The organism is Dyadobacter koreensis (assembly GCF_900108855.1).
GTDB classification, from domain to species: domain Bacteria; phylum Bacteroidota; class Bacteroidia; order Cytophagales; family Spirosomataceae; genus Dyadobacter; species Dyadobacter koreensis.
Genome location: NZ_FNXY01000010.1, coordinates 32,907 through 54,359, shown reverse-complemented (window position 1 = coordinate 54,359; position 21,453 = coordinate 32,907). Strand labels below are relative to the sequence as shown.

The 21,453-nt window shown below is 40.7% G+C and carries 15 protein-coding genes; 7 read left to right on the top strand and 8 right to left on the bottom strand.

What is annotated here, in order from left to right; genetic code table 11:
* Window positions 1-20: 20 nt before the first annotated feature.
* From hisF to hisH, 3 genes are all read right to left on the bottom strand, one after another.
* Entirely contained in the window at window positions 21-797 is a 777-nt protein-coding gene (hisF, locus tag BMY70_RS27140) for an imidazole glycerol phosphate synthase subunit HisF (protein WP_090340950.1), read from the bottom strand.
* A gap of 4 nt (window positions 798-801) precedes the next feature.
* The gene (gene hisA / locus BMY70_RS27135) at window positions 802-1,524 is read right to left on the bottom strand and encodes a 1-(5-phosphoribosyl)-5-[(5-phosphoribosylamino)methylideneamino]imidazole-4-carboxamide isomerase (RefSeq protein ID WP_090340947.1); all 723 of its coding nucleotides are present in this window, start codon (window positions 1,522-1,524) and stop codon (window positions 802-804) included.
* A 105-nt stretch (window positions 1,525-1,629) separates the two neighbouring features.
* A complete protein-coding gene (gene hisH, locus BMY70_RS27130) occupies window positions 1,630-2,217 on the bottom strand; it encodes an imidazole glycerol phosphate synthase subunit HisH (RefSeq protein WP_090340945.1) in 588 nt (195 codons plus the stop codon).
* A 400-nt stretch (window positions 2,218-2,617) separates the two neighbouring features.
* Here hisH and BMY70_RS27125 point away from each other — a divergent pair, with 400 nt between their 5' ends.
* From BMY70_RS27125 to BMY70_RS27095, 7 genes are all read left to right on the top strand, one after another.
* The gene (locus BMY70_RS27125) at window positions 2,618-4,039 is read left to right on the top strand and encodes a M14 family zinc carboxypeptidase (protein ID WP_090340943.1); all 1,422 of its coding nucleotides are present in this window, start codon (window positions 2,618-2,620) and stop codon (window positions 4,037-4,039) included.
* Between the two features lie 143 nt (window positions 4,040-4,182).
* Window positions 4,183-5,664 carry a M14 family zinc carboxypeptidase gene (locus tag BMY70_RS27120; RefSeq protein WP_090340940.1) on the top strand — a complete coding sequence of 494 codons (1,482 nt, stop codon included), beginning with the start codon at window positions 4,183-4,185 and terminating at the stop codon, window positions 5,662-5,664.
* 190 nt (window positions 5,665-5,854) lie between these two features.
* Window positions 5,855-8,650: a TonB-dependent receptor gene (locus tag BMY70_RS27115; protein ID WP_090340938.1), complete on the top strand. Its 2,796-nt coding sequence runs from the start codon at window positions 5,855-5,857 to the stop codon at window positions 8,648-8,650.
* Window positions 8,651-8,688: 38 nt separating this feature from the next.
* Complete coding sequence (locus BMY70_RS27110) at window positions 8,689-10,023, top strand: beta-helix domain-containing protein (protein ID WP_090340936.1); 1,335 nt, start codon at window positions 8,689-8,691, stop codon at window positions 10,021-10,023.
* A gap of 218 nt (window positions 10,024-10,241) precedes the next feature.
* Window positions 10,242-10,850 carry a HupE/UreJ family protein gene (locus BMY70_RS27105; RefSeq protein ID WP_090340934.1) on the top strand — a complete coding sequence of 203 codons (609 nt, stop codon included), beginning with the start codon at window positions 10,242-10,244 and terminating at the stop codon, window positions 10,848-10,850.
* Window positions 10,851-10,890: 40 nt separating this feature from the next.
* The gene (locus BMY70_RS27100; protein ID WP_090340931.1) at window positions 10,891-13,269 is read left to right on the top strand and encodes a M1 family metallopeptidase; all 2,379 of its coding nucleotides are present in this window, start codon (window positions 10,891-10,893) and stop codon (window positions 13,267-13,269) included.
* Window positions 13,270-13,461: 192 nt separating this feature from the next.
* Window positions 13,462-14,415: a D-2-hydroxyacid dehydrogenase gene (locus BMY70_RS27095; protein WP_090340929.1), complete on the top strand. Its 954-nt coding sequence runs from the start codon at window positions 13,462-13,464 to the stop codon at window positions 14,413-14,415.
* Window positions 14,416-14,439: 24 nt separating this feature from the next.
* Here BMY70_RS27095 and BMY70_RS27090 read toward each other — a convergent pair whose 3' ends face one another.
* The 5 genes from BMY70_RS27090 to BMY70_RS27070 all read right to left on the bottom strand — a co-directional run bounded on the left by BMY70_RS27090 (window position 14,440) and on the right by BMY70_RS27070 (window position 21,416).
* Complete coding sequence (locus tag BMY70_RS27090; protein WP_090340927.1) at window positions 14,440-15,738, bottom strand: PAS domain-containing sensor histidine kinase; 1,299 nt, start codon at window positions 15,736-15,738, stop codon at window positions 14,440-14,442.
* Window positions 15,739-15,747: 9 nt separating this feature from the next.
* A complete protein-coding gene (locus tag BMY70_RS27085; protein WP_229209802.1) occupies window positions 15,748-16,038 on the bottom strand; it encodes a circadian clock KaiB family protein in 291 nt (96 codons plus the stop codon).
* A 23-nt stretch (window positions 16,039-16,061) separates the two neighbouring features.
* A complete protein-coding gene (locus BMY70_RS27080; RefSeq protein WP_090340922.1) occupies window positions 16,062-16,361 on the bottom strand; it encodes a circadian clock KaiB family protein in 300 nt (99 codons plus the stop codon).
* 22 nt (window positions 16,362-16,383) lie between these two features.
* Window positions 16,384-18,096 (bottom strand): circadian clock protein KaiC, encoded by a 1,713-nt coding sequence (gene kaiC, locus BMY70_RS27075; protein ID WP_090340920.1) that lies wholly within the window; start codon window positions 18,094-18,096, stop codon window positions 16,384-16,386.
* A gap of 269 nt (window positions 18,097-18,365) precedes the next feature.
* Complete coding sequence (locus BMY70_RS27070; RefSeq protein WP_090340917.1) at window positions 18,366-21,416, bottom strand: lantibiotic dehydratase; 3,051 nt, start codon at window positions 21,414-21,416, stop codon at window positions 18,366-18,368.
* Window positions 21,417-21,453 lie beyond the last annotated feature (37 nt).

Below are 21,453 nucleotides of genomic sequence, written 5' to 3'. Positions count from 1 at the left end.
TGTTAGGAACAGCAATGAATTCATTTTGTCATGCGCATCGGAAGCGCTTTATTTTGTAAATATTGCTTCAAATCAGGAATATCTATTTCCCGGAAGTGAAAAATACTTGCGGCAAGGCCGGCATCAGCCTTGCCTTTTGTAAACACATCGTAAAAATGTTCCATATTTCCCGCACCGCCTGAAGCAATAACCGGAATGTTAGCATTAGCAGAAATCGTTGATGTTAATTCCAGCGCGAATCCATTTTTAGTACCATCTGTGTCCATGGAGGTAAGTAAAAGTTCGCCTGCACCACGTTCCTCCACCTCTTTAGCCCAGGGAATTGTACGCAGCTCCGTTGGTTTCCGGCCCCCGTGTGTATGGACGATATGCTCAAAAATGCCTGCGCTGGTTTCTACGTAGCGGGTATCAATGGCAACGACGATACACTGACTACCGAATTCTAGCGCCAGTTCATTGATCAGGTCAGGATTACGGACAGCTGAAGAATTGATTGAAACTTTATCAGCACCTGCATGAAGCAGCGCAGATACATCCGCGATTGAAGAAATTCCTCCGCCGACAGTAAAAGGAATATTGATCGTATGCGCCACCCGCCTGACCAGGTCAATAAAAGTAGAGCGCCCCTCAACAGTTGCAGCAATATCCAGATAAACCAGTTCATCAGCGCCTTGTGAGGCATAAAGCGCGCCCAGTTCCACAGCATCCCCCGCATCTCGCAGATTCACGAAATTTACACCTTTTACTGTACGCCCGTCTTTTACGTCCAGACAAGGTATTATACGTTTTGTCAGCATATTTTTAAGCTAAAAATCGTTGTAAATCGGTTAGACTGATACGGTTTTCATAGATCGCCTTCCCTATGATCACACCGTAAATATTCATTTCCGCAAGTTTTTCAATATCTTCCAATCCACTAATCCCGCCACTTGCGATTATTTTTAAGTCAGGACATTTATCCTGCAAATTTTTATACAAATCAAAAGAAGGGCCTTGTAGAAGTCCGTCTTTGGCGACGTCGGTGCTGATGGTATACTTTACTCCCTTATCAACATATTCTTCAACAAAATCATAAACCCAGAGTTCTGTTCCTTCTTCCCAACCGCTAACCGCAACTTTTTCATTTTTGGCATCCGCACCTAAAATTATTTTATCCCCGCCATAAACTTCCAGCCAGTTTTTAAATAAGTCAGGCTGTTTTACTGCCACACTTCCGCCGGTAACTTGTTTTGCTCCGCTTTCGAAAACGACACGAATATCTTCTTCAGATTGAACCCCTCCGCCAAAATCGATATGAAGCGAGGTTTGTGTTGCAATCTTTTCAAGTACTTTCCAATTGACAACTTTTTTGGCCTTTGCTCCGTCAAGGTCTACCAGGTGTAATCTTGTCAGGCCTGCATCCTGGAATTCAAGGGCTACTTCAAGCGGATTTTCGTTATATATTGTTTTTTTACCGTAGTCACCCTGTGTTAGACGGACACACTTTCCGTCGATCATATCTATGGCTGGAATTATCTGAATCATATTTCGTCGTGATGGTATCATATCCCGGATTCCGGCAATTCGGTTCCCCGCCGCCCCAGGCCGTTGGCCCGGGCTGAGATATGTCGGCCTTTCAGGCCTGGTTGGTTAGAGTTTCAGGAAATTTTCTAATATTTTTTGTCCCACGTCACCGCTGATTTCACAATGAAACTGAGCCGCATAGAAATTATCTTTATGCAGCATGGCGCTGAATGGATTTATATAGTCGCAAGTCGCTACGGTATATTCACAAACGGGGGCAGCATAGCTGTGTACAAAATAAACGTATGCGTTGTCGATAAGATCCTGAGTGAGTTTTGACTGGTAATTTGTAATGTTGTTCCAACCCATATGCGGTACCTTGATACCCGGTGTTGCAGGAAAACGTTTTACATCTACGTCAAAAATCCCCATGCAGGTGGTATTGTTTTCTTCGGAAAAACGGCACATCAGCTGCATTCCGACACAGGTACCCAAAACGGGTTGTTTCAATGACGGAATAATTTTATCCAAACCTTTTTCCCGCAAATAAGTCATCGTAGTACTTGCCTCACCTACTCCCGGAAAAATCACTTTGTCCGCAGAACGTATTTCTGCTTCATCATCTGTGTATAAATAATCAACACCAATTCGGTCGAGCGCATACATTACTGATTGCACATTTCCCGCATTGTATTTGATAATAACGGTTTTCATTCGTTTCGGATTAAAGTTTTCTAGCCGGAAAAATTATTGTTGAAAAAGCTGATACTTCCCAGGTCTGAAATAACAAAGCCCGATTCGTTTTAGGAATCGGGCTTCTGGGATACTATGTATTCAACCTTATTACAACACTACTTGCAAAAACACATCACCCAAGACGCCCGGAAACCAAATGGTTTTGATGAAAATGATGATATGTTTCAGCTCTTAACATGCTGCAAAGATATGAAAAGTTTGTTACAGATTGGAACAATTTTTGCAAATATTCTGCATTAAACATAAAGAAATTGTACAACCGGTTTTAAAGATTGTTTTTACTTTTACCATAACAATCTTAAATATTTCAACAACTGCCTGATCCATTTATTTTTACAGGTTTGCATCCTCTTGATTCATGAATTTGAAAACTGCATTCGAAGATAATCTATATACCTCTTACACAAATTTTCGTGAGGCCTCATTACAACTGCGACGTTTCAAACAAGATTCGGTTATTGATTTAATTGAAAAAAGAAGAGATAATCCGGCTTATGAAATCAAGCAAACCGGAGAGTCTTTTGAAGGTCGCCCGATACATTACATCAAGACAGGAACGGGTCCAAGAAAAATATTGCTGTGGAGCCAGATGCATGGCGACGAACCGACAGCTACCATGGCAATCTTCGATATACTGAATTTTTTAGAGGGAAAAGGTGATGGGTTTGATGAAGCTCGAAAACTGCTTTTAACAGAAACAACGCTCTATTTTGTGCCAATGTTAAATCCGGATGGAGCTGAACGTTATCAAAGGCGAAATGCTCAGAATATAGATATAAACCGTGACGCTTTGCATCTTCAGGCACCGGAATCGAGGATTTTAAAGGAACTGCAACAGAACCTTCAACCTGAATTCGGATTTAATCTTCACGATAAAAATCCACGTTATTCCGTCGGGAATACTTCCAAACTCGCTACCATTTCTTTTCTGGCCACAGCTTATGATCATGAAAAAAATATCAATCCGGTAAGGGAAAAAGCTATTCAGGTCATTACCGGGATGAACCGGATGTTACAAAAATATATCCCAAACCAGGTCGGAAAATGGAATGAAGATCACGAACCGCGCGCTTTTGGAGATAATATTCAGAAATGGGGGACAACGCTTATCCTGATCGAATCGGGTGGATATGTTGGTGACCCTGAAAAACAGTATATAAGGAAACTGAATTTCATGGCGATCTTGTCGGGACTGTATTCCATCACAGAAAATTCATATGTACAGGAAGGTCGTGACGAATATCTGGCGCTCCCTGAAAACAGTCGTTATATCTACGACCTTTTAATCAAAAATGTGACGGTAAACTTGGATGGAAAAATATTTCAGGCTGATTTTGGTATAGATCGCAGTGAGGTAAATTACGCAAATGCTTCGAAATTTTTCTATCATAGCAAGATTGAAGAATACGGAGATCTTTCTATCTTTTTTGGAAGCGAAGAATTTGACGGCAGCGGCTATAAACTTGAAAAAGGGAAAGTACTTTCTGTCGATTATGACAATGTCTCGGATCTGGATACAGTCGATCCGTGGGCGTTACTGAAAGAAGGTTATACTTTTATAAAAATGAATCCGGATTTCACTTCATCGGGAGTATCCGTAACCGCGCTTCCCCTGCATATTTTGAGAAATAAACCAGAACCGACAGGTGCCCCGACATTTGAAGACACAGCTACATTCACTTTGACAAAAAATGGTGAAGTTAAATTTGCTGTTGTCAACGGATTCATATACGATTTGTCAGCAGAAAACCCTGTTTTTTTCAATGGCATTGTTGAGTAACGTCCCTTCTATATCAATTTCATGCAAAGAAAAATAAGATAAAAGCAAAGAATTAAAAGATTTCTTCGTTGAAAAACTTAGCGATCTTACTTTTAAACCCGCGCGGCGTCCACTTTTTTGCTTTGTGTGAAACAATCAAGATTATGAAGTATCTACTCACCCTCCTAATTATCATTTTCGAAGTTCCGTTAATCTTTTCCCAACCCGGCGATCTGGCTGAAAGGTTAATGAACTCCCATGAAAAGTATAAAGAATCAAGCATCAAAAACCGGCGGTTTAAGCATAAAGATATTCAGCCTTTAATAACGAAAAGGCGCTCGAACAATGCCTGTGAAATCTCGAAAGTCGGCGAATCGTTTGAAGGAAGAAGTATTTCCATGATTAAGGTTGGAAAGGGCCGGCATACCATCATGGCCTGGTCGCAGATGCATGGCGATGAGCCAACGGCGACGATGGCAACTTTTGATATTTTAAATTTCCTGGAAGCAAAAGGCGACGGTTTCGACAAACTAAGAAAAACAATTCTCGACAGTACCACGATCTATTTCGTTCCGATGCTTAATCCGGATGGAGCCGAAAAGTATCAGCGGAGAAATGCACAGGGATTTGATCTGAACAGGGATGCGATATTCCTTCAGGCACCCGAATCAAAAATTCTCAAAGAGCTGCAAAATAGTATCAAGCCAGAATTTGGTTTTAATCTCCACGACCAAAGTCCAAGATATTCAGCAGGAAGATCCGGGAACAAAGTCGCCGTTTCTTTTCTTGCCACGGCCTATGATTATCCCAGATCAATTAATTCTGTCCGGGAAAAATCCATGCAGCTGATTGTCAAAATGAACCGTGATCTTCAGAAATTCATACCAGGAAAAGTTGGGAGATATTCAGATGATCACGAACCACGTGGTTTTGGAGATAATTTTCAAAAATGGGGAACAACCTTAATTCTGGTTGAATCTGGTGGCTATGCCGGAGACCCTGAAAAACAGTATATCCGAAAACTTAACTTCATGTCATTGCTGACTGCTTTTGAAACGATCGCAGACGGAAGTTACAGCAAAGAAAATAAGGATAAATATGAAGATATACCACAAAACGGACGCGCACTTTTCGATCTGATTATCCGCGGTGCGACGGTGAACAAAGACAACAAAAGCTACCGTACAGATCTGGGTATCAACCGAACAGAAGTGAATTATGCCAATGCAAGCAAATTCTTTTTCTCCGGACGCGTGGAAGAATATGGCGACCTGTCAACAGTCTTTGGTACCGAAGAAATCGATGCTTCCGGACTGACACTGACCGCCGGCAAAGTTTATCCGACAGCAATAAATAGTATTCAGGACCTGAAAACACTATCTCCCAAAGATTTATTTAAACAAGGATATCTTTATGTCAAACTAGGATCAGGCGACGCTTCCAGACTGCCTTTTGGAAGTTTGTACGAGCAGCATTTCCATTTTTTAAAACCAGGAAAATCACCTGTTACCAAGTCTCCGGAATTAGGAAGTGCCGGGACCTTTTTGTTAAAAAAGGGTAACATTGTCAAATATGCAGTAGTCAACGGGTATGCCTACGACTTGGAAAAGTTCAAAACCAGCACCGGCAACGGATTTATAGAATAATCTTCCATAACATCAAAAACACGTCTATTTCTTCACAAATAAGCATTCTTTAAAAGCGAATAAGGATGATGATCTAAATTATTGATTTACAGTAATAATTGTAAATCTTAAATAACCAAGCCATAATATTGAGTTAACACTGGGGTAATATTGGGAGGGTACTTTTGCTGTCGAAAACAACTGACACAAGATGAAAACAAAGTACTTTTTAACTCTCTCTCTTCTTTTTATTACATCTCTGGCGTTTTGTCAGACAGGAGCAATCAAAGGCCAGGTAAAGGATTCAAAAACCGGAGAGGCTATCATTGGAGCAACCGTTCAAATTTTAGGCACACAATCTTCAATTGGCTCTGTTACAGATATTGAAGGAAATTTCGACATCGTAAAAGTTCCATCAGGCTCTTATAAAGTTCAGATCAGCTACGTATCCTACGCTACCAAAGAAATCGACAACGTAAGAGTTGAGGCAGATAAGTCAACTCTAATCAGCACTTCATTGGACGAAGACAATAAAACTTTACAAGAAGTTGTTGTCAAAGGTCAGCGTAATACCAATACTGAAGTTTCTGTTATTACAGAATTGAAACAGGTTCAGCAAATTGCTGTAGGTATTTCCGCACAGCAGATTCAAAGGACTCAGGATAGAGATGCTTCGGCAGTAATTCGCCGGGTTCCTGGTATTTCAATTTTTGACGACCGTTTTATCGTAGTTCGTGGACTAAATGAGCGTTACAACACTGTTTTGCTAAATGATATTATTACTCCCTCAACAGAGGTAGATACAAAATCTTTTTCCTTCGACTTGATCCCAGCGTCAGCCATTGACCGGATGTTGGTTTTTAAATCTGCATCTGCTGATTTACCAGGCGACGTCAGTGGTGGAGCTATTAAAATTTATACTAAAACGGTTCCTGACGGAAATAGTCTTGGAGTGAACTTTTCAGTAGGTTATCGCGCAGGTACAACGTTCAATTCGGCAACAAGCCACAAGGGGGGGGCCTTGGAATTTCTTGGAATCGAAAATGGAACCAGAACTCTTCCGGATAATTTCCCTAACCGACGCGGCGTTATTCTGAATGCTAGCACGGATGCCATAATTGACAGGTTTAAGCAATTACCAGATTATTATGCTCCGAAAAATATGTCATCTGTTACTCCTGACTGGAGAGGTGGGATTAATTTCAGCCGTAGGTTTTTTGTAAGAAATACTGAGGTTACCAATACTTCTTACATAAACTATTCGCTGACCAGAGTTAATACTGAGGTTTCTCAAAACCGTTTTAACTTCCGTGGGGAGAAAACAGCCATCTTCAATGATCAGCTTTTCCAAGAAAATGCTCGTTTAGGAATAATGTCAAACTGGGCATTTATTCTCAATCCTAAAAACAAGATCGAATTCCGCAATTTGTTTAATCAAATGGGGAATAAAGAAACTGTACTTCGTGGTGGTGGGGACCTTGAAAATAATATCGATTTAAATAATGGTGCATTTAGGTATGAGGCTAGAAGTATCTACTCCGGACAGTTGAGTGGTACGCACGAACTTAGTGAAAAGACCAAATTGAAGTGGATTGGAGGTGCTGGATATACTTATAGAAATGAACCTGATTTCCGTAGATTCACTTCAACACGTCAAACCGGAACGAACAATCCGTTCACTATTAACTTACAGCAGTTTGAAAGTCCTACATTGCAGCAGGCAGCGCGCTTTTACTCACGCTTAGGTGAAATAGTAGGAACAGGAACGGTCACTGTCGACCACCTGCTTGGTGCAAAAAAAGAAAATCCGGAAATGCAGCCAAAGCTGAACGCCGGTACATATGTTGAATACAAAGACCGTAAATATTCTGCAAGATGGTTCGGTATTGTCAACCCTAACCGTGTTGGAAGTGAGATATTGTCTCTGGCACCAGAGCAGTTTTTTCAAAATTCTAATCTGGCAAGTAATAAGGTATACTATTCCGAAGGGACTAACTTCGATGATAAGTATGCGGCTCAAAACTTATTAGCAGCTGGCTACGCATCGGTTTACTGGCCATTGACAGAGCACTTAAACGCAACTATCGGTTTCAGAGGCGAATATAATCGTCAGCAATTACAGGGCTTTGAAAGAGGAGGAGGGATCGAGGTTAATGTAGATCGCCCGGTATTTACTCCCCTACCTTCATTAAATCTTACTTATAAGTTTAACGAAACCTATGCAATCAGAGCGGCTTACAGTACTACTGTCAACAGACCTGAATTCAGGGAGTTATCGCCAAGTACTTATTACGATTTTAACTTTGATGTTTCGAGAAAGGGAAATCCAGATCTTGTTAACGCCACGATTCAAAACTATGATGTCCGCTTCGAATTTTATCCTAGTAAAAGTGAGCTGATAACACTTTCCTTCTTCAATAAAACTTTTAAAAATCCTATTGAAGCAGCTATTTTCTACAACGGCAGCACGGTTGCGTTCACTGTTCAGAACGCAAAAACAGCCTATGCCCGCGGTGTAGAACTTGAAGTAAGAAAGGCGTTATCGAATCCTGAGAATGCAAACTTCCTTAGTAAAATGCTGGTAACACTGAATGCTTCTTTAATCACAAGTGATGTTAAAACGAACGTTACGACAGGAAGTTCAGACAGATATTTACAAGGTCAGTCTCCTTACCTGATTAACACCGGACTTTTCTATAATGATGATGCTCATGGCTTCCAGATAAATGCACTTTACAACATCATTGGAAAAAGAATTTACATCATCGGAGACAATCAAGTTAGCGCGAATATTTTTGAAATGCCCCGCAATGTTATCGATCTAAATATAATTAAGGCAATTGGTAAACACCTTGAATTGAAAGCCAGTATACAGGATTTGTTAAATCAACCATTCCGCCTGGTGCAAGATACCAACCGTGATAATAAAATTACCTCAGAAGACGGATCTTACCAAAAATATCGCAGAGGATCATACTCGATGGTTGGCCTTCGGTATACTTTCTAATTCACCAACAATAATTAATTAACAAATCAATTCTTTACATGAGAAAATTAGCAACTTGGTTACTTGCAATGCTGGTAACATCTTCTACGGTCTTTATTCAATCTTGTAAGACAGACGATGATGGAGAAGATCCAACAATCGTAACACCACCAGTTGGAGAAACAATTACGGTTAAAGGAACAATTACAACTGCAACAACTTGGAGCGCTGCCAATAAGTATATTCTTGAAGGCTTCGTTTATGTGGATAACAACGCAACATTGACTATTGAGCCAGGTACTATCATCAAAGGTGACAAGTTGACAAAAGGTTCTCTTATCATCAAACCAGGCGCAAAAATTATGGCAGAAGGAACTGCTGCAAAACCTATTATTTTCACTTCAAGTGCCGCAAAAGGTGCTCGTAATTACGGTGACTGGGGTGGTGTTGTTCTTCTTGGTAAAGCTCCTGTTAACAAAACTCCTGCAACAATCGAAGGAGAAAACGTGTCAACTTTTGGAGGAACAGATGCAGCTGATAATTCTGGTACATTGAAATATGTACGAATTGAATTTGCCGGAATCGCATTTGAAACTGACAAAGAAATCAACGGTCTTACTTTCGGTGGTGTAGGTTCAGGAACAACAATTGATTACGTTCAGGTTTCATACAGTGGAGACGATGCTTACGAGTGGTTCGGTGGAACAGTTAATGCAAAACACCTTATCTCTTACAGAACTTTGGATGATGACTTTGATACTGACTGGGGATACAGCGGAAGAGTGCAGTTTGGTATGGCACTTCGTGACCCATCGGTTGCAGACCAGTGCTCTTGCTCAGATTCAAATGGATTTGAATCTGACAATGACTCTAACGGTTCGGATGCAACACCTCAAACGAGTGCTAAATTTAGCAACATGAGTATCTTCATTGCACCCGGTACAGTTAATGCAAAATACCGCTCAGCATTTAGAATTCGTCGTAATTCTGCCGTAAGCATCTACAATTCAGTAGTTTCAGGTGCATATCCGAAGGGTGGTCTTGAATTGGAAGGCACTGCAACTCAGGCTAATTTTACAACTGGAAAATCAGACTACCAAGGTCTAGTTTTCACTGGAATGAGCAAATCAATTGTAACAGGCGACAGCACGTTACTCAGCGCCGCAGCACGTAAAAATATCTTCGGTGCAGCAGTTGCAGATTTGAAACTTGATGCAGCATACAACACATTGGGTACAGGTTTTAAAGCTTTACCACAAACAGGTTCTTCGTTATTAACTGGCGGTGTAACATTACCAACAGGATTCGAAGCAACTACTTATGTAGGCGCATTTGGAACTACGGACTGGACAGCTTCATGGACAAACTTTGATCCACAGAATGCAGAATATTAATAATCTTATATAATTGGTGTCAGAATTTGAAAAGGCCGGGAGCATTTGCTTCCGGTCTTTTTTGATGTAACGCAGCGATTATTGTATTTTTAAAGGCTGACATTTTTCTTCAAACATTGTTTTCCTCTATCGAATGAAATAACTTCGGAACTTTGTTTTGGCAAGTATGCGAATGGCTACATTCCTTCTCACCTAACCCATCAAATTAATTCCTTTTCATGTCCGAATTTCAAGCATATCTTCAATTGGGTTTCGATCATATCACGGATTCCAATGGTTACGATCACATTCTCTTCATTGCTGCGCTTTGTACAATTTATACGCTTATTGACTGGAAAAAAGTTATCATTCTCGTAACAGCATTTACGATAGGTCATTCGATAACACTGGCGCTTTCCACCATGGGTATGATTTCCATTCGCCCCGATGTTATTGAATTGCTCATTCCGATAACTATTCTTTTCACGGCAATCCTGAATTTCTTTCATAAAACACCAAAGAGTTCTTACATAAGAGAAAAAACTTACAGCCCGCGTTATCCGCTGGCACTTACTTTCGGATTAGTCCACGGTTTAGGATTTTCTAATTACCTGCGGGCACTGCTTGGCAAAGAAGCGGATATTGTCGAGCCACTTTTGGGTTTCAATATTGGACTGGAACTGGGTCAGCTGATCATTGTATTTATCATTCTTGCAATCGCTTTTCTGGCGATAGAAATTCTTCGCCTGTCCAAACTAAGGTGGAATGATATTATCTCGGGAATTATTGTAGGAATGGCAATATCGCTGATCATTAATAATGAGCTTTTTAGAGAAATCTTAGGATAATCCGTAAATTAATCGCGCAATTGATAACACTCCAATTATTATGAGAAACCTGCTATTACCTTTTTTAATGTTGCTGTCTCTGGCGGTTAATGCCCAGCAGCTTCCAACTTCACCCAATTACAAGGCCAATGACAGGTTCGAGCAATTGGGAACTGTCTTACCAACCCCTAACACCTATCGAACCGCATCCGGAGCACCGGGAAAAGAGTACTGGCAGATGCGCGCAGATTATGACATTAAAGTAGAACTGGATGATGAGAAACGTCGTATCATCGGTTCTGAAAACATTACCTTTTTTAACAATTCTCCGGATGAGCTGAAATACATCTGGCTGCAACTGGAGCAGAATCTTTTCAAAAAAGATGGTATCGGTGCAACAAGCCGTACCGGAACGATCAATGAAAAAGGAATGAGCACAACCCAGCTTCAGGGATTGAACAATGGTCGTGGCTCGAACCTGGATCCAAAAGTTGAGTATGGCTACGAAATCTCGAAAGTAAAGGACAAAGCAGGAAATCCGCTTAAATATACCATCAACAACACGATGATGCGTATTGATTTGCCGACACCACTAAAACCAGGCATGAGTGTTGTTTTCGGTGTAGACTGGAGTTACAATATCACCGAATACTATGGTCGTAGCGGATACGAGTTTTTCCCGAAAGACGGAAATGCAAATTATTTCATCGCGCACTGGTTCCCACGTTTGGCACCTTATGATGACGTAAACGGATGGAACCACAAACAATTCCTGGGACAAGGTGAATTTGCTTTGATTTTCGGAAATTATAAAGTGGCCATCACGGCGCCGGCCGACCATATTGTGGCCGCGTCAGGTGAATGTCAGAATTATGCGCAGGTATTGACTGCTACACAGAAACAACGTTTGAAACAGGCTGAAACTTCAAAAACACCGGTAATCATTGTAACTCAGGCAGAGGCTGAAAAAGCGGAAAAACGTGAAAACAAATCGGTAGGTAAAAAGACGTGGTTATACAAAGCAGATAACGTTCGTGATTTCGCGTTCTCAAGCAGTCGTAAATTTATCTGGGATGCAATGCAAAGCGATGTTTATAAAAACGGTCGCAAAATCTGGTGTATGTCGTTTTATCCAAAAGAGGGGAATCCACTTTGGGAGCAATACTCAACCCGGGCCGTTGCACATACTTTGAAATCTTACGGTAACCGCACTTTTGAATATCCTTACCCGGTTGCAATTTCCTGTCACGCAACCTCCGGAGGTGGGATGGAATATCCGATGATCAGCTTTAACGGCGGCCGTCCGGAAGAAGACGGAACTTATAGCGAGCAGGTAAAATACGGTATGATCGGAGTAATTATTCATGAAGTTGGTCACAACTTTTTCCCAATGATCGTGAACTCTGACGAACGTCAATGGGCCTGGATGGATGAAGGTTTGAATACTTTCTGCCAGTATCTGGCTGAAAAAGAATGGGATTTCAATTATCCGACACGCCGCGGAGAGCCGATGTTCATTACAGATTATATGTCTTCTGACAAATCGGTGTTATCTCCTATCATGTCATCTGCTGAAAACGTTATCGGACTTGGGCCAAACGCTTATGCAAAACCAGCAACGGCATTGAATATTTTACGGGAAACCGTTATGGGCCGTGAATTATTTGATCATGCCTTCAAGGAATATGCAACCCGCTGGAGATTCAAAAGCCCAACTCCGTCAGACTTTTTCCGTACCATGGAAGATGCTTCCGGCGTAGACCTTGACTGGTTCTGGAAAGGCTGGTTTTATGGTGTAGAACCTGTTGATCAGGATTTGGTAAGTGTTAACTGGTTTAGTGTGGATACACAGAATCCGGAAATTGAAAAAGAACTGGCTCGCAAAGAGGCGGCAGCAAAAGCGCAGACGATCAGTAAAATTCGTGACGCTGCGGATAAATCCAAGACTGTTGTTGCTCAGGATTCGACGATGAATGATTTCTATAACACTTACGATCCATACAAAGTGACGGATGCAGATAAGCAGAAGTATGAGCAATATCTTGCTACTTTGTCTCCGGCAGAAAAAACTCTGGTCCAAAACCATACTAATTTTTATACGCTTTCAATTAAAAATAAAGGTGGTCTGCCAATGCCGGTAATTGTTAAAATGGGCTTTGAAGACGGGACAGATTCACTGGTAACTTTCCCTGCCGAGATCTGGCGTTTTAATGACCAGCAAATTAACAAAGTAGTATCGACGTCTAAAAAAGTAGTTCAGTGGACGCTGGATCCATATTACCAGATTGCCGATATTGATACTGAAAATAATTCATTCCCGCGCGTTGCCAAACCAACGCGCTTCCAGATCTTCAAACAATCACAAATGCGCCGTCCGCAAAATCCTATGCAACAGCAGGGAGCGGGTGCTGGCAAAGTTGGTGGAGAACCTAAAAATTAACATGACTTATTTCGATTAATAGTAAAAATCCCTCCTAGCACTGATCATGCCGGGAGGGATTTTTTATTTAATTTCAAATCAGATTTTATGTAAATTGAAAATTGAAGTTATGTAATTTCAACATCAGGTTCTGCCTATCTCAAAATCTGACAATCAGATTTTAACATTAATAAATCAGATTAAACGTACTACATGAACATTGTCATCCTCGACGGATATACGCTAAATCCCGGCGATCAGGATTGGGCGCCGGTTAATTCATTAGGAAAAGTTACCGTTTATGATCGTTCAAGTCCTGAACAGATTGTTGAAAGAGCGATTGACGCCGATGCCGTTTTAGTAAATAAAGTGATTTTGACTGAATCGATTTTAAGTCAGCTGCCCAGGCTGAAATACATCGGCGTTTGCGCGACAGGATACAATAACGTTGATATAAATTCAACACAAAAACATGGGATCGTTGTAACAAATGTCAAAGCTTATGGACCGCTGTCAGTAGCTCAGCATACTTTTGCCCTACTTTTGGCACTGGTAAATCATATTGAGTTGCACAGCCAAAGTGTTATGAATGGCGATTGGTCAGCATCGGCTGATTTCTGTTATTGGAAAACTCCCTTGGTTGAGCTGGCTGGAAAAACAATGGGATTAGTTGGTTTGGGAGACATTGGGTCGCACGTAGCAAAAATTGCTTCGGCTTTCGGAATGAAAGTTATTGCCTACCGTAAAAATCCTGAACAGACTCACAATACCGAGATCGAAATGGTCTCCCTCGAACATCTCTTCAGGCAGAGTGATGTGATAAGTCTGCACTGCCCGTTGACAGAGGAAACAAAAAATCTGATCAATGCGGAGCGATTATCGTGGATGAAACCGACATCTTATTTATTAAATACAGGACGTGGACCGCTTATCGTCGAAGAAGATCTTGCAAATGCTCTAAAAAATAAATGGATCGCAGGAGCCGGTTTGGATGTACTTTCCGCAGAACCGCCAAAGGCAGATAATCCATTATTTGCAGTTCCGAATTGTTTGATCACGCCCCATATAGCGTGGGCATCCTTTGAATCAAGAAAAAGGTTGCTGCAAATGGTCGCGGAGAATCTGGCTGCGTTTATAAAGGGGGAAGCGATAAATGTTGTTAATTAAAAAATGAAAATGATACAGACCTGATTAGTTTTCCGTATCACTTTCTTCTTCTGTCTTTTGTTTATACGGCAGGCAGACAATAAATTCGGAACCTATATTTTCTCTGCTGCTCGCAGTAATAATTCCATTATGTTTATCCAGAATCTTCTTGGTGATCGCAAGCCCGATACCAGATCCTTCGTATTTATCTTTGGTATTAAGTCGCTGAAATAACGAAAAGATTTTATCTCCATATTTTTCGTCAAAACCGATTCCGTTATCCGATACAGATATCCGGCAATATGATGATGGAAACCCCGATTGATTATCGTCACCCGCAAGAGCTTCGATTCTGATAACAGGCGGCTCATCAGGTTTTGAAAATTTCAAAGCATTACCAATAAGATTTTGAAAAACCTGCCTGATCTGCCCCTTATTCACTTCAACGACTGGCAATTCTCCAATTTCGAAAGTTGCCCCTTTTTCATTAATCAGAATTTCAAAATCTTCCAGAACTTCGTTAATAACGACATTTAATTCGATCTGCTCGAAATGATTATCATTAACCGACAAACCTGAATACGTCAAAATATCGATGATCATCGTTTTCATTCTTCCGGAAGATGCGATGATCTTTTCCAGATACTGCAGGCTTTCTTCCGGCAATTCCTGCATATGACGACTCTTTAATAAACCCGAAAAAATCAGGATTTTCCGCAACGGCTCCTGCAAATCATGCGAAGCTACGGAAGCAAATTGCTGTAAATCATGGTTGCTGATTTCCAAAGCAGCATTCATGCTTTCAAGCCTTTCATTATTCAATTTCAAAAGACGCTGAATCTCTTTCTGGTAGGACAGATCAGTGATAATGATACTTAAAGAAACGCCCTCATCGAGTTCAAGCGTCGTTACTGAAAGCTGACAGGGGATCAGGCTTTCATGACTGCTGATCGAAATTTCGAATTTTCCGTCCTGAGTCCAACCTTTTTTAAATATGTCCTTATAATCTTCAAGGCATTCCTTTGGGATGAATGTATCAAATGAAAGTCCGATCACCTTGGAAAGCGGCACGTTAACCATCGACGCAAACATAGAATTACAATAAAGAATAATCCCTTCATTGTTCAGCGTCACGGCGCCTTCATTCATTTTTTCAATAAAAACCCTGTAAGTCTGATCTGCTGTTTTAAGTGTGTAGAGTTCATGCCCATCTTCTTTTTTAACAACCAGCGCATCGATCTGGCCTGTACGGATGGCATGAATAATATCCGTTGCTTCCTCCAGTTGCCAGTGTAAGCTCTCGTTTTCCTTTACAAGCTGATCGTACGTTTTTATTGGATTCATTAAATATTACTAAGAAAGTCCTAATCCTTTAAGTACCCGATTGGTGTCAGACATATCGCCGATGAATCTCCTTTCAGGTAATGGAAAACTTTTGATCAACAACGGCAGCGCTATGATCTGCTCGCTTTCAGCAATCTTTTTTTGTTGATATACATCTATTATTTCCAACGAATACCTATCAGGAATGTATTCTTCACAAATCTGTTTAATATTACTGATTGCCCTGACAGAATTGGTCGAGGCCCCGGTTACAAATAACCGTAAAACATATCTATCGTCTTTGCGAGTAGTATCGTCCATATCATGTGGGCCTGAAAATTCACTCATTCTACTCTCCTCGCCGGGCGAATATTCAAGCCGACCAAAACCTTTTCCTCATTCGAAAGATCACCAATGATCTTTCTGATTGGTTCCGGCACTTTTTTCACCAATGTCGGGATCGCCAGGATCTGGTCACCTTCCGCCAGTTGAGGCTGAACCAACAAATCTATAACTTCGATTACATATTTATCCTTCAAATGCTCCTCACAATACTTATTCAAATTACTCAGGGCAGTGACAGATTTCATTGTTTTACCGGCCACATAGAGCCGAAGCTCCCAAATTTCTTCTGTTGATTCCATAGGTTTTTCTGACTGCCTAAGCTTATTCTTCGTTATGACGGTTACGTATTAACTGCTCCCGGTTTTTCTCTATTACTTCTTTTCTCAATTCGTCTTCGATATAACTCTTGTTCAGTTCATCCTGGACAGAATCAAATTCTTCTTTCAGACTGGCAATTTTAGCTTCCAAAACACGACGTTTCCGATCGATCTCCATATCCTTCATCGTCAGCGCGTGCTGCCTTAAAACCGACCCGGTTTCTTCCTGTAACCGCTGGGCATCTCTTGCAGAGCCGGTAAGCACACCTTCCGGTCCTAAGTATACATCCACGAGGTTCAGTCCCTCATCAGAAATTACAAATTCCCTGACTTGGTTTGAATGTTTCATCCCTCTGGATTTCATAACATACATCCCGCGGTTGCGCTCGCCGTTAAATTCGATATCTCTTACCAAAAGCCAGGCGTCGACCAACGAAGATACTCCTTCATCTGTCTGCTCATTTACTATGTTGTTCAGCGTAAGCGCCGTGAACATTACCGTAATTTGTTCAGATTGCAGAAAGTCGATCAGACGGATCAACATCGTTTTTACCTCACTCACCGACCCAACGGTGATAAGATTGGTGATCGGATCAAGAATTACAGTCTGGGGCTTGAAGTCTTCAACCATCTGATGAATAGCCACCAGGTGCATTTCGAGACCGTTTAAAGTTGGTCGCGACGCATGGAATTTAAGTAATCCATTTTTGACATGATCCTGAAGATTTATACCAATCGATGTCATATTCCGAACGATCTGCTTCGGAGATTCCTCAAAAGCAAAAAAGATACACCGCTCTCCCCTGTTACAGGTTTCATTTGCAAAATAGCCCGCAATACTGGTCTTTCCCGTTCCGGCAGTACCTGAAACCAGAACACTGCTTCCCTTGTAGAAGCCTTGTCCTCCCAGCATTTTATCTAGGGCAGGTATACCGGAAGACACACGTATCGTCGAAACTTCATGTTCCAAAGTCAACGAAGTAACAGGCAATACGGAAATACCGCTACGATCGATCAAAAACGGATATTCATTCGTTCCATGTACCGATCCACGGTATTTCACAACCCGCAGAAGGCGCGTTGATATTTGATTTGTAACCCGGTGATCTAAAAGAATCACGCAGTCAGATACATATTCTTCAAGACCATGACGCGTAAAAGTTCCGTCACCTTTTTCACCGGTAATGATGGTAGTAACCTTTTTTTCTTTTAACCATTGAAAAAGGCGTCTTAATTCTGCTCTTATTATAGCTTGGTTATTCAGGCTCGAAAACAGGTTTTCAATCGTATCAAGTACTACGCGTTTTGCTCCAATGCTATCAATTGCATGTCCAAGACGAATAAAAATCCCGTCAAGATCATACTCGCCAGTTTCCTCGATTTCACTTCTTTCTATATAGACATGATCTAGCTTGATCAGCTTTGCAGCCTGTAATTTTTCGAGGTCAAAACCTAACGAAGCCACATTCACAGCCAATTCATCAGCCTTTTCCTCAAAGGCCATAAAAACGCCTGGTTCATTAAACTCAATTGCCCCACGTACGATAAATTCCATGGAAAACAACGTTTTTCCACATCCTGCTCCGCCACAAATCAATGTAGGACGATCCTTGGGAATACCTCCCTCTGTAATCTTGTCCAGCCCGACTATACCTGTCGGAGATTTTGGCAATAACTTTACCATTTCACCTGGATCACGAGAAAAATTTAAACTCATCAAGTCAGTTTTTTTGCAGTTTCAGAAAAGGCTTACGTACTGTAAATAAATTTTATCCAAAGTGTAAAGCAATAATTATGCCTAAGGATATGTCAGTTAGCAAAAAGTTCGTTTTTCTTTTCAAAAATTATTTTTAATCCTACAATATCTGACACAATCTGATTATCCACAACAATCATGTTGAACAACTCCACACCTTCACGTTATAAACCAGAATTTTGAGGAATAATATGATCAAATTTCCTGATAATGAAGAAGCAATCACCTAGTCACCTTCGACGGGACTTTTCGGAAGCATATTGTTTTGCGAGACAATGATAAATAATCAATTCATATACCCGCTGTTTATAAGGAAACAATCGATTTATCGTCATATGAATAAGGCTTGCAAATATCGCCAGCAGCTGCGTCCTATCCTGAATGTTTTCGACAAGTTCTTTCAGGTAACGGTTTTCAATATTTGCAGCGCCCTGCTCAGCTTTTAACACCAGCTCCATCATTGGCCTGAATTCTCTGTATTTTTCGCCCAACTGCTTTCGTAAGCCGCTATCTCCATTAAATTCAAGGAAAAAATTTTCCTTCAGTTTATCCAGAATTTCATATCGAACAGTATAAGAAAAATCAGCATTGGACAATAGATTATTTATCTGCCTGACAGCGAAAATAAATCGATTGTTTTCATCATAACCATTATCCGAACGCCATAAAAATTCTAAAATAGACATACTATCGTTATGAAATAAGGTTTCACATAATCCTATATATTCATTTCCATACCGTTCCAATTCCCGGTTGTAGGTGTCTGCCTGAATTTTATAAACAATGTCTTCTTCTTTATTTCTTTGTAGTATATCCTGAATAGCTTTGATAACTTCCTGATAAAAATCCTGCTTCTTACTGTAAAATCGCAGCCTCAAATGGGACTCAGGATCCGCGTAACGAATAAAGAAAAACTTTTCAATGACTTTGTCCTCCAGCAATTGCCTGACTAACGGATAAAAATCATTGATCAGCATGGTATCACAAGTTTTCTCGCCAGCATAAATTTTAAGATATAACCATTCGCTCCCAATAGAGAATCGTCTTTCCAGGTCATTTTCATTTTCGAGTGAGAAACCTTTAATTGGCGCAGCATGATCATTCCAAAACGGAATAACCACCTCACTGGCGTATTTTTGACCTTCATGTTGAAGAAAACAATTTTCTGGCGTCAATAAAAACTCTTTAACCAAAACGGTTTGTTCCTTATGAAATGCCTGAATAAGTAATTGTAACGAGTAAGAAATATTGCTGTCAACAAATAATTCATTATCCCCCGAGACAATTACAAATTTTTCCGGTATGCCCCGCTTCTGTAACTTTTTTAATACATCGTTCAATAATGCTCCTTTAAATTCACTTGCTTCTAAAATCCAGGCAGCTCGCTGTAAGATAATATTTTGATATTTGACCTGGGGAAGAAACTTCTGATCCGCCAGAAAGTCCCAATCAAATTTCAAATTTAAATGAGCATCCTGATGTTGTAAATCGCATAAAAAACGATAAATCGGCAAACCGGTTTTGTAATTATGCGCGTTGGATAATCTGGGAATAATCCTTTTATTCAGCCTTCTGGATCTTAACATTACAGCACCTGCACGGACCGAAATCATCAGATCCTGAACCGGAATCTGAAATTCCTTCGCCACCGAGGCTTTTCCCATATACGGGATTTCATATTGATACAATGATGGCCGGGCCATGATATTGCCGGCGCGGGAATCCGGACAGTAAATAATTTCAGCGAAAATCACATCCGGATTTTGCTCTTCTTCCTGTTTGACGCATACCCGCAAATGATCAAGTAATTCCTGACTTCCTTCGTAAAAACGACTGATTATATTAACCGCTGACGGCCCGTTACAAACTCCTAAGTTGAATGTAAAGTGTCCTTGATCCATAGCTTCGCCCGAGTTGGAAAGGATATTACCAAACGCATAAAAATTAGGAACGTCCGGAATGTCAGCTGTTTTATGTCTTGCAATATTGTCGAGATCTTCGTCGGTAAGCTCAATAGTTGCGGAGCCTTCCCGAAGTACTTCGGTATATTTTTCGAGAATGAATTTCTGCCACCAGCCAGCGGCGCCTGCTGTTTGAGAATCTTCTGCGGATGGAAAAATCAAGTTATCAATCATCGGTGTATATCCAGCTCCAAACGAAGACGTTAAGCCATACCCAACCCCTGTTTCCTGATCAAGCGCTTTTACGAGTAAAACTTCCTGATCTTCATACCGATTCATGAACTTTTGCTTAAATTGCAGCAAATCCTTATTAATAAACGGCTGATTCAGAACCATCAGTTTGGCAAGCGAGCGTTGAATTTGGTGGATTACCTCTGTCTTTATAGTACAGTCAGAATAAGAATAAAAAGTATCCACCTGAATAAAATCCTGCTTTACCGGCACTGAAATCAAAGAATCTATATCCTGACGAAGTTGCTGGTACATAACAACACGTTCGTCCTGCCGGGTTAGCGCAATTTTAAAGCCTCGTAGTTGCTTGGTAAGAAAATCTGTATTTTGAAGAGAACTTAGTTTAGAAATAAGAACATCCAGAAATCCCGGACCTGTGATGACCGTTTCTAAATCAAAAATCAGGATTTTATTGATAATGAGTTCCTCAATAAAGATTGTCGCTTCGGCATGCTCAATTTCCCCTGAAACCAATAATTCTACCAGTTCTCCGATTGTAGCACCATCTTGTGCAGCCTCGAAGATGTTATCTAAATATTCATTTCCCTCGATTGAGCTGATAAAATAGGTTCGTTGTAAATCCTGACGATGTTCTTCAACGTAGCGATAATTCTGTCCAACCGTGTACAATGAGGAATTGGGGAAAAGTTTAAGTTGAGATTGGATAGTGGGCTGTTGGATAATCCACTCTTTGATAGCAATCAGACATTCAAAATCGATCCGAGAATTTCTTGAAATCTGATTTGAATCGGAGATTTTAAATTTTGTACTCGAACTGATTGTCCCGAATACACATCCTGAGAATAATCCATACGGTGTGCTACGCGTGCCGGATCTGACCAGATACTTGTATAAAGTATTCAAAATTTTGTTATTCTCAGAGATTTCGCCGCCATTAAGCCAGATTTGAAATCGCTCATACAAAGCAGACGAGGCAACAAAAATAGATTCTTGCGCCAGAGGATTTTGATAATAATTTTTTAATAATGTCTCCGGTGTCTGATTACAGAGCTGTTGATGGAATTCGTAGAGTTGATTTACAGACAACGCAGGGCGTCGCAGTAAAAAGAAGTCAAAGTGGCGAATCATAACGTATGAAGTTTATCGCCTCTAAGTAACAGATATA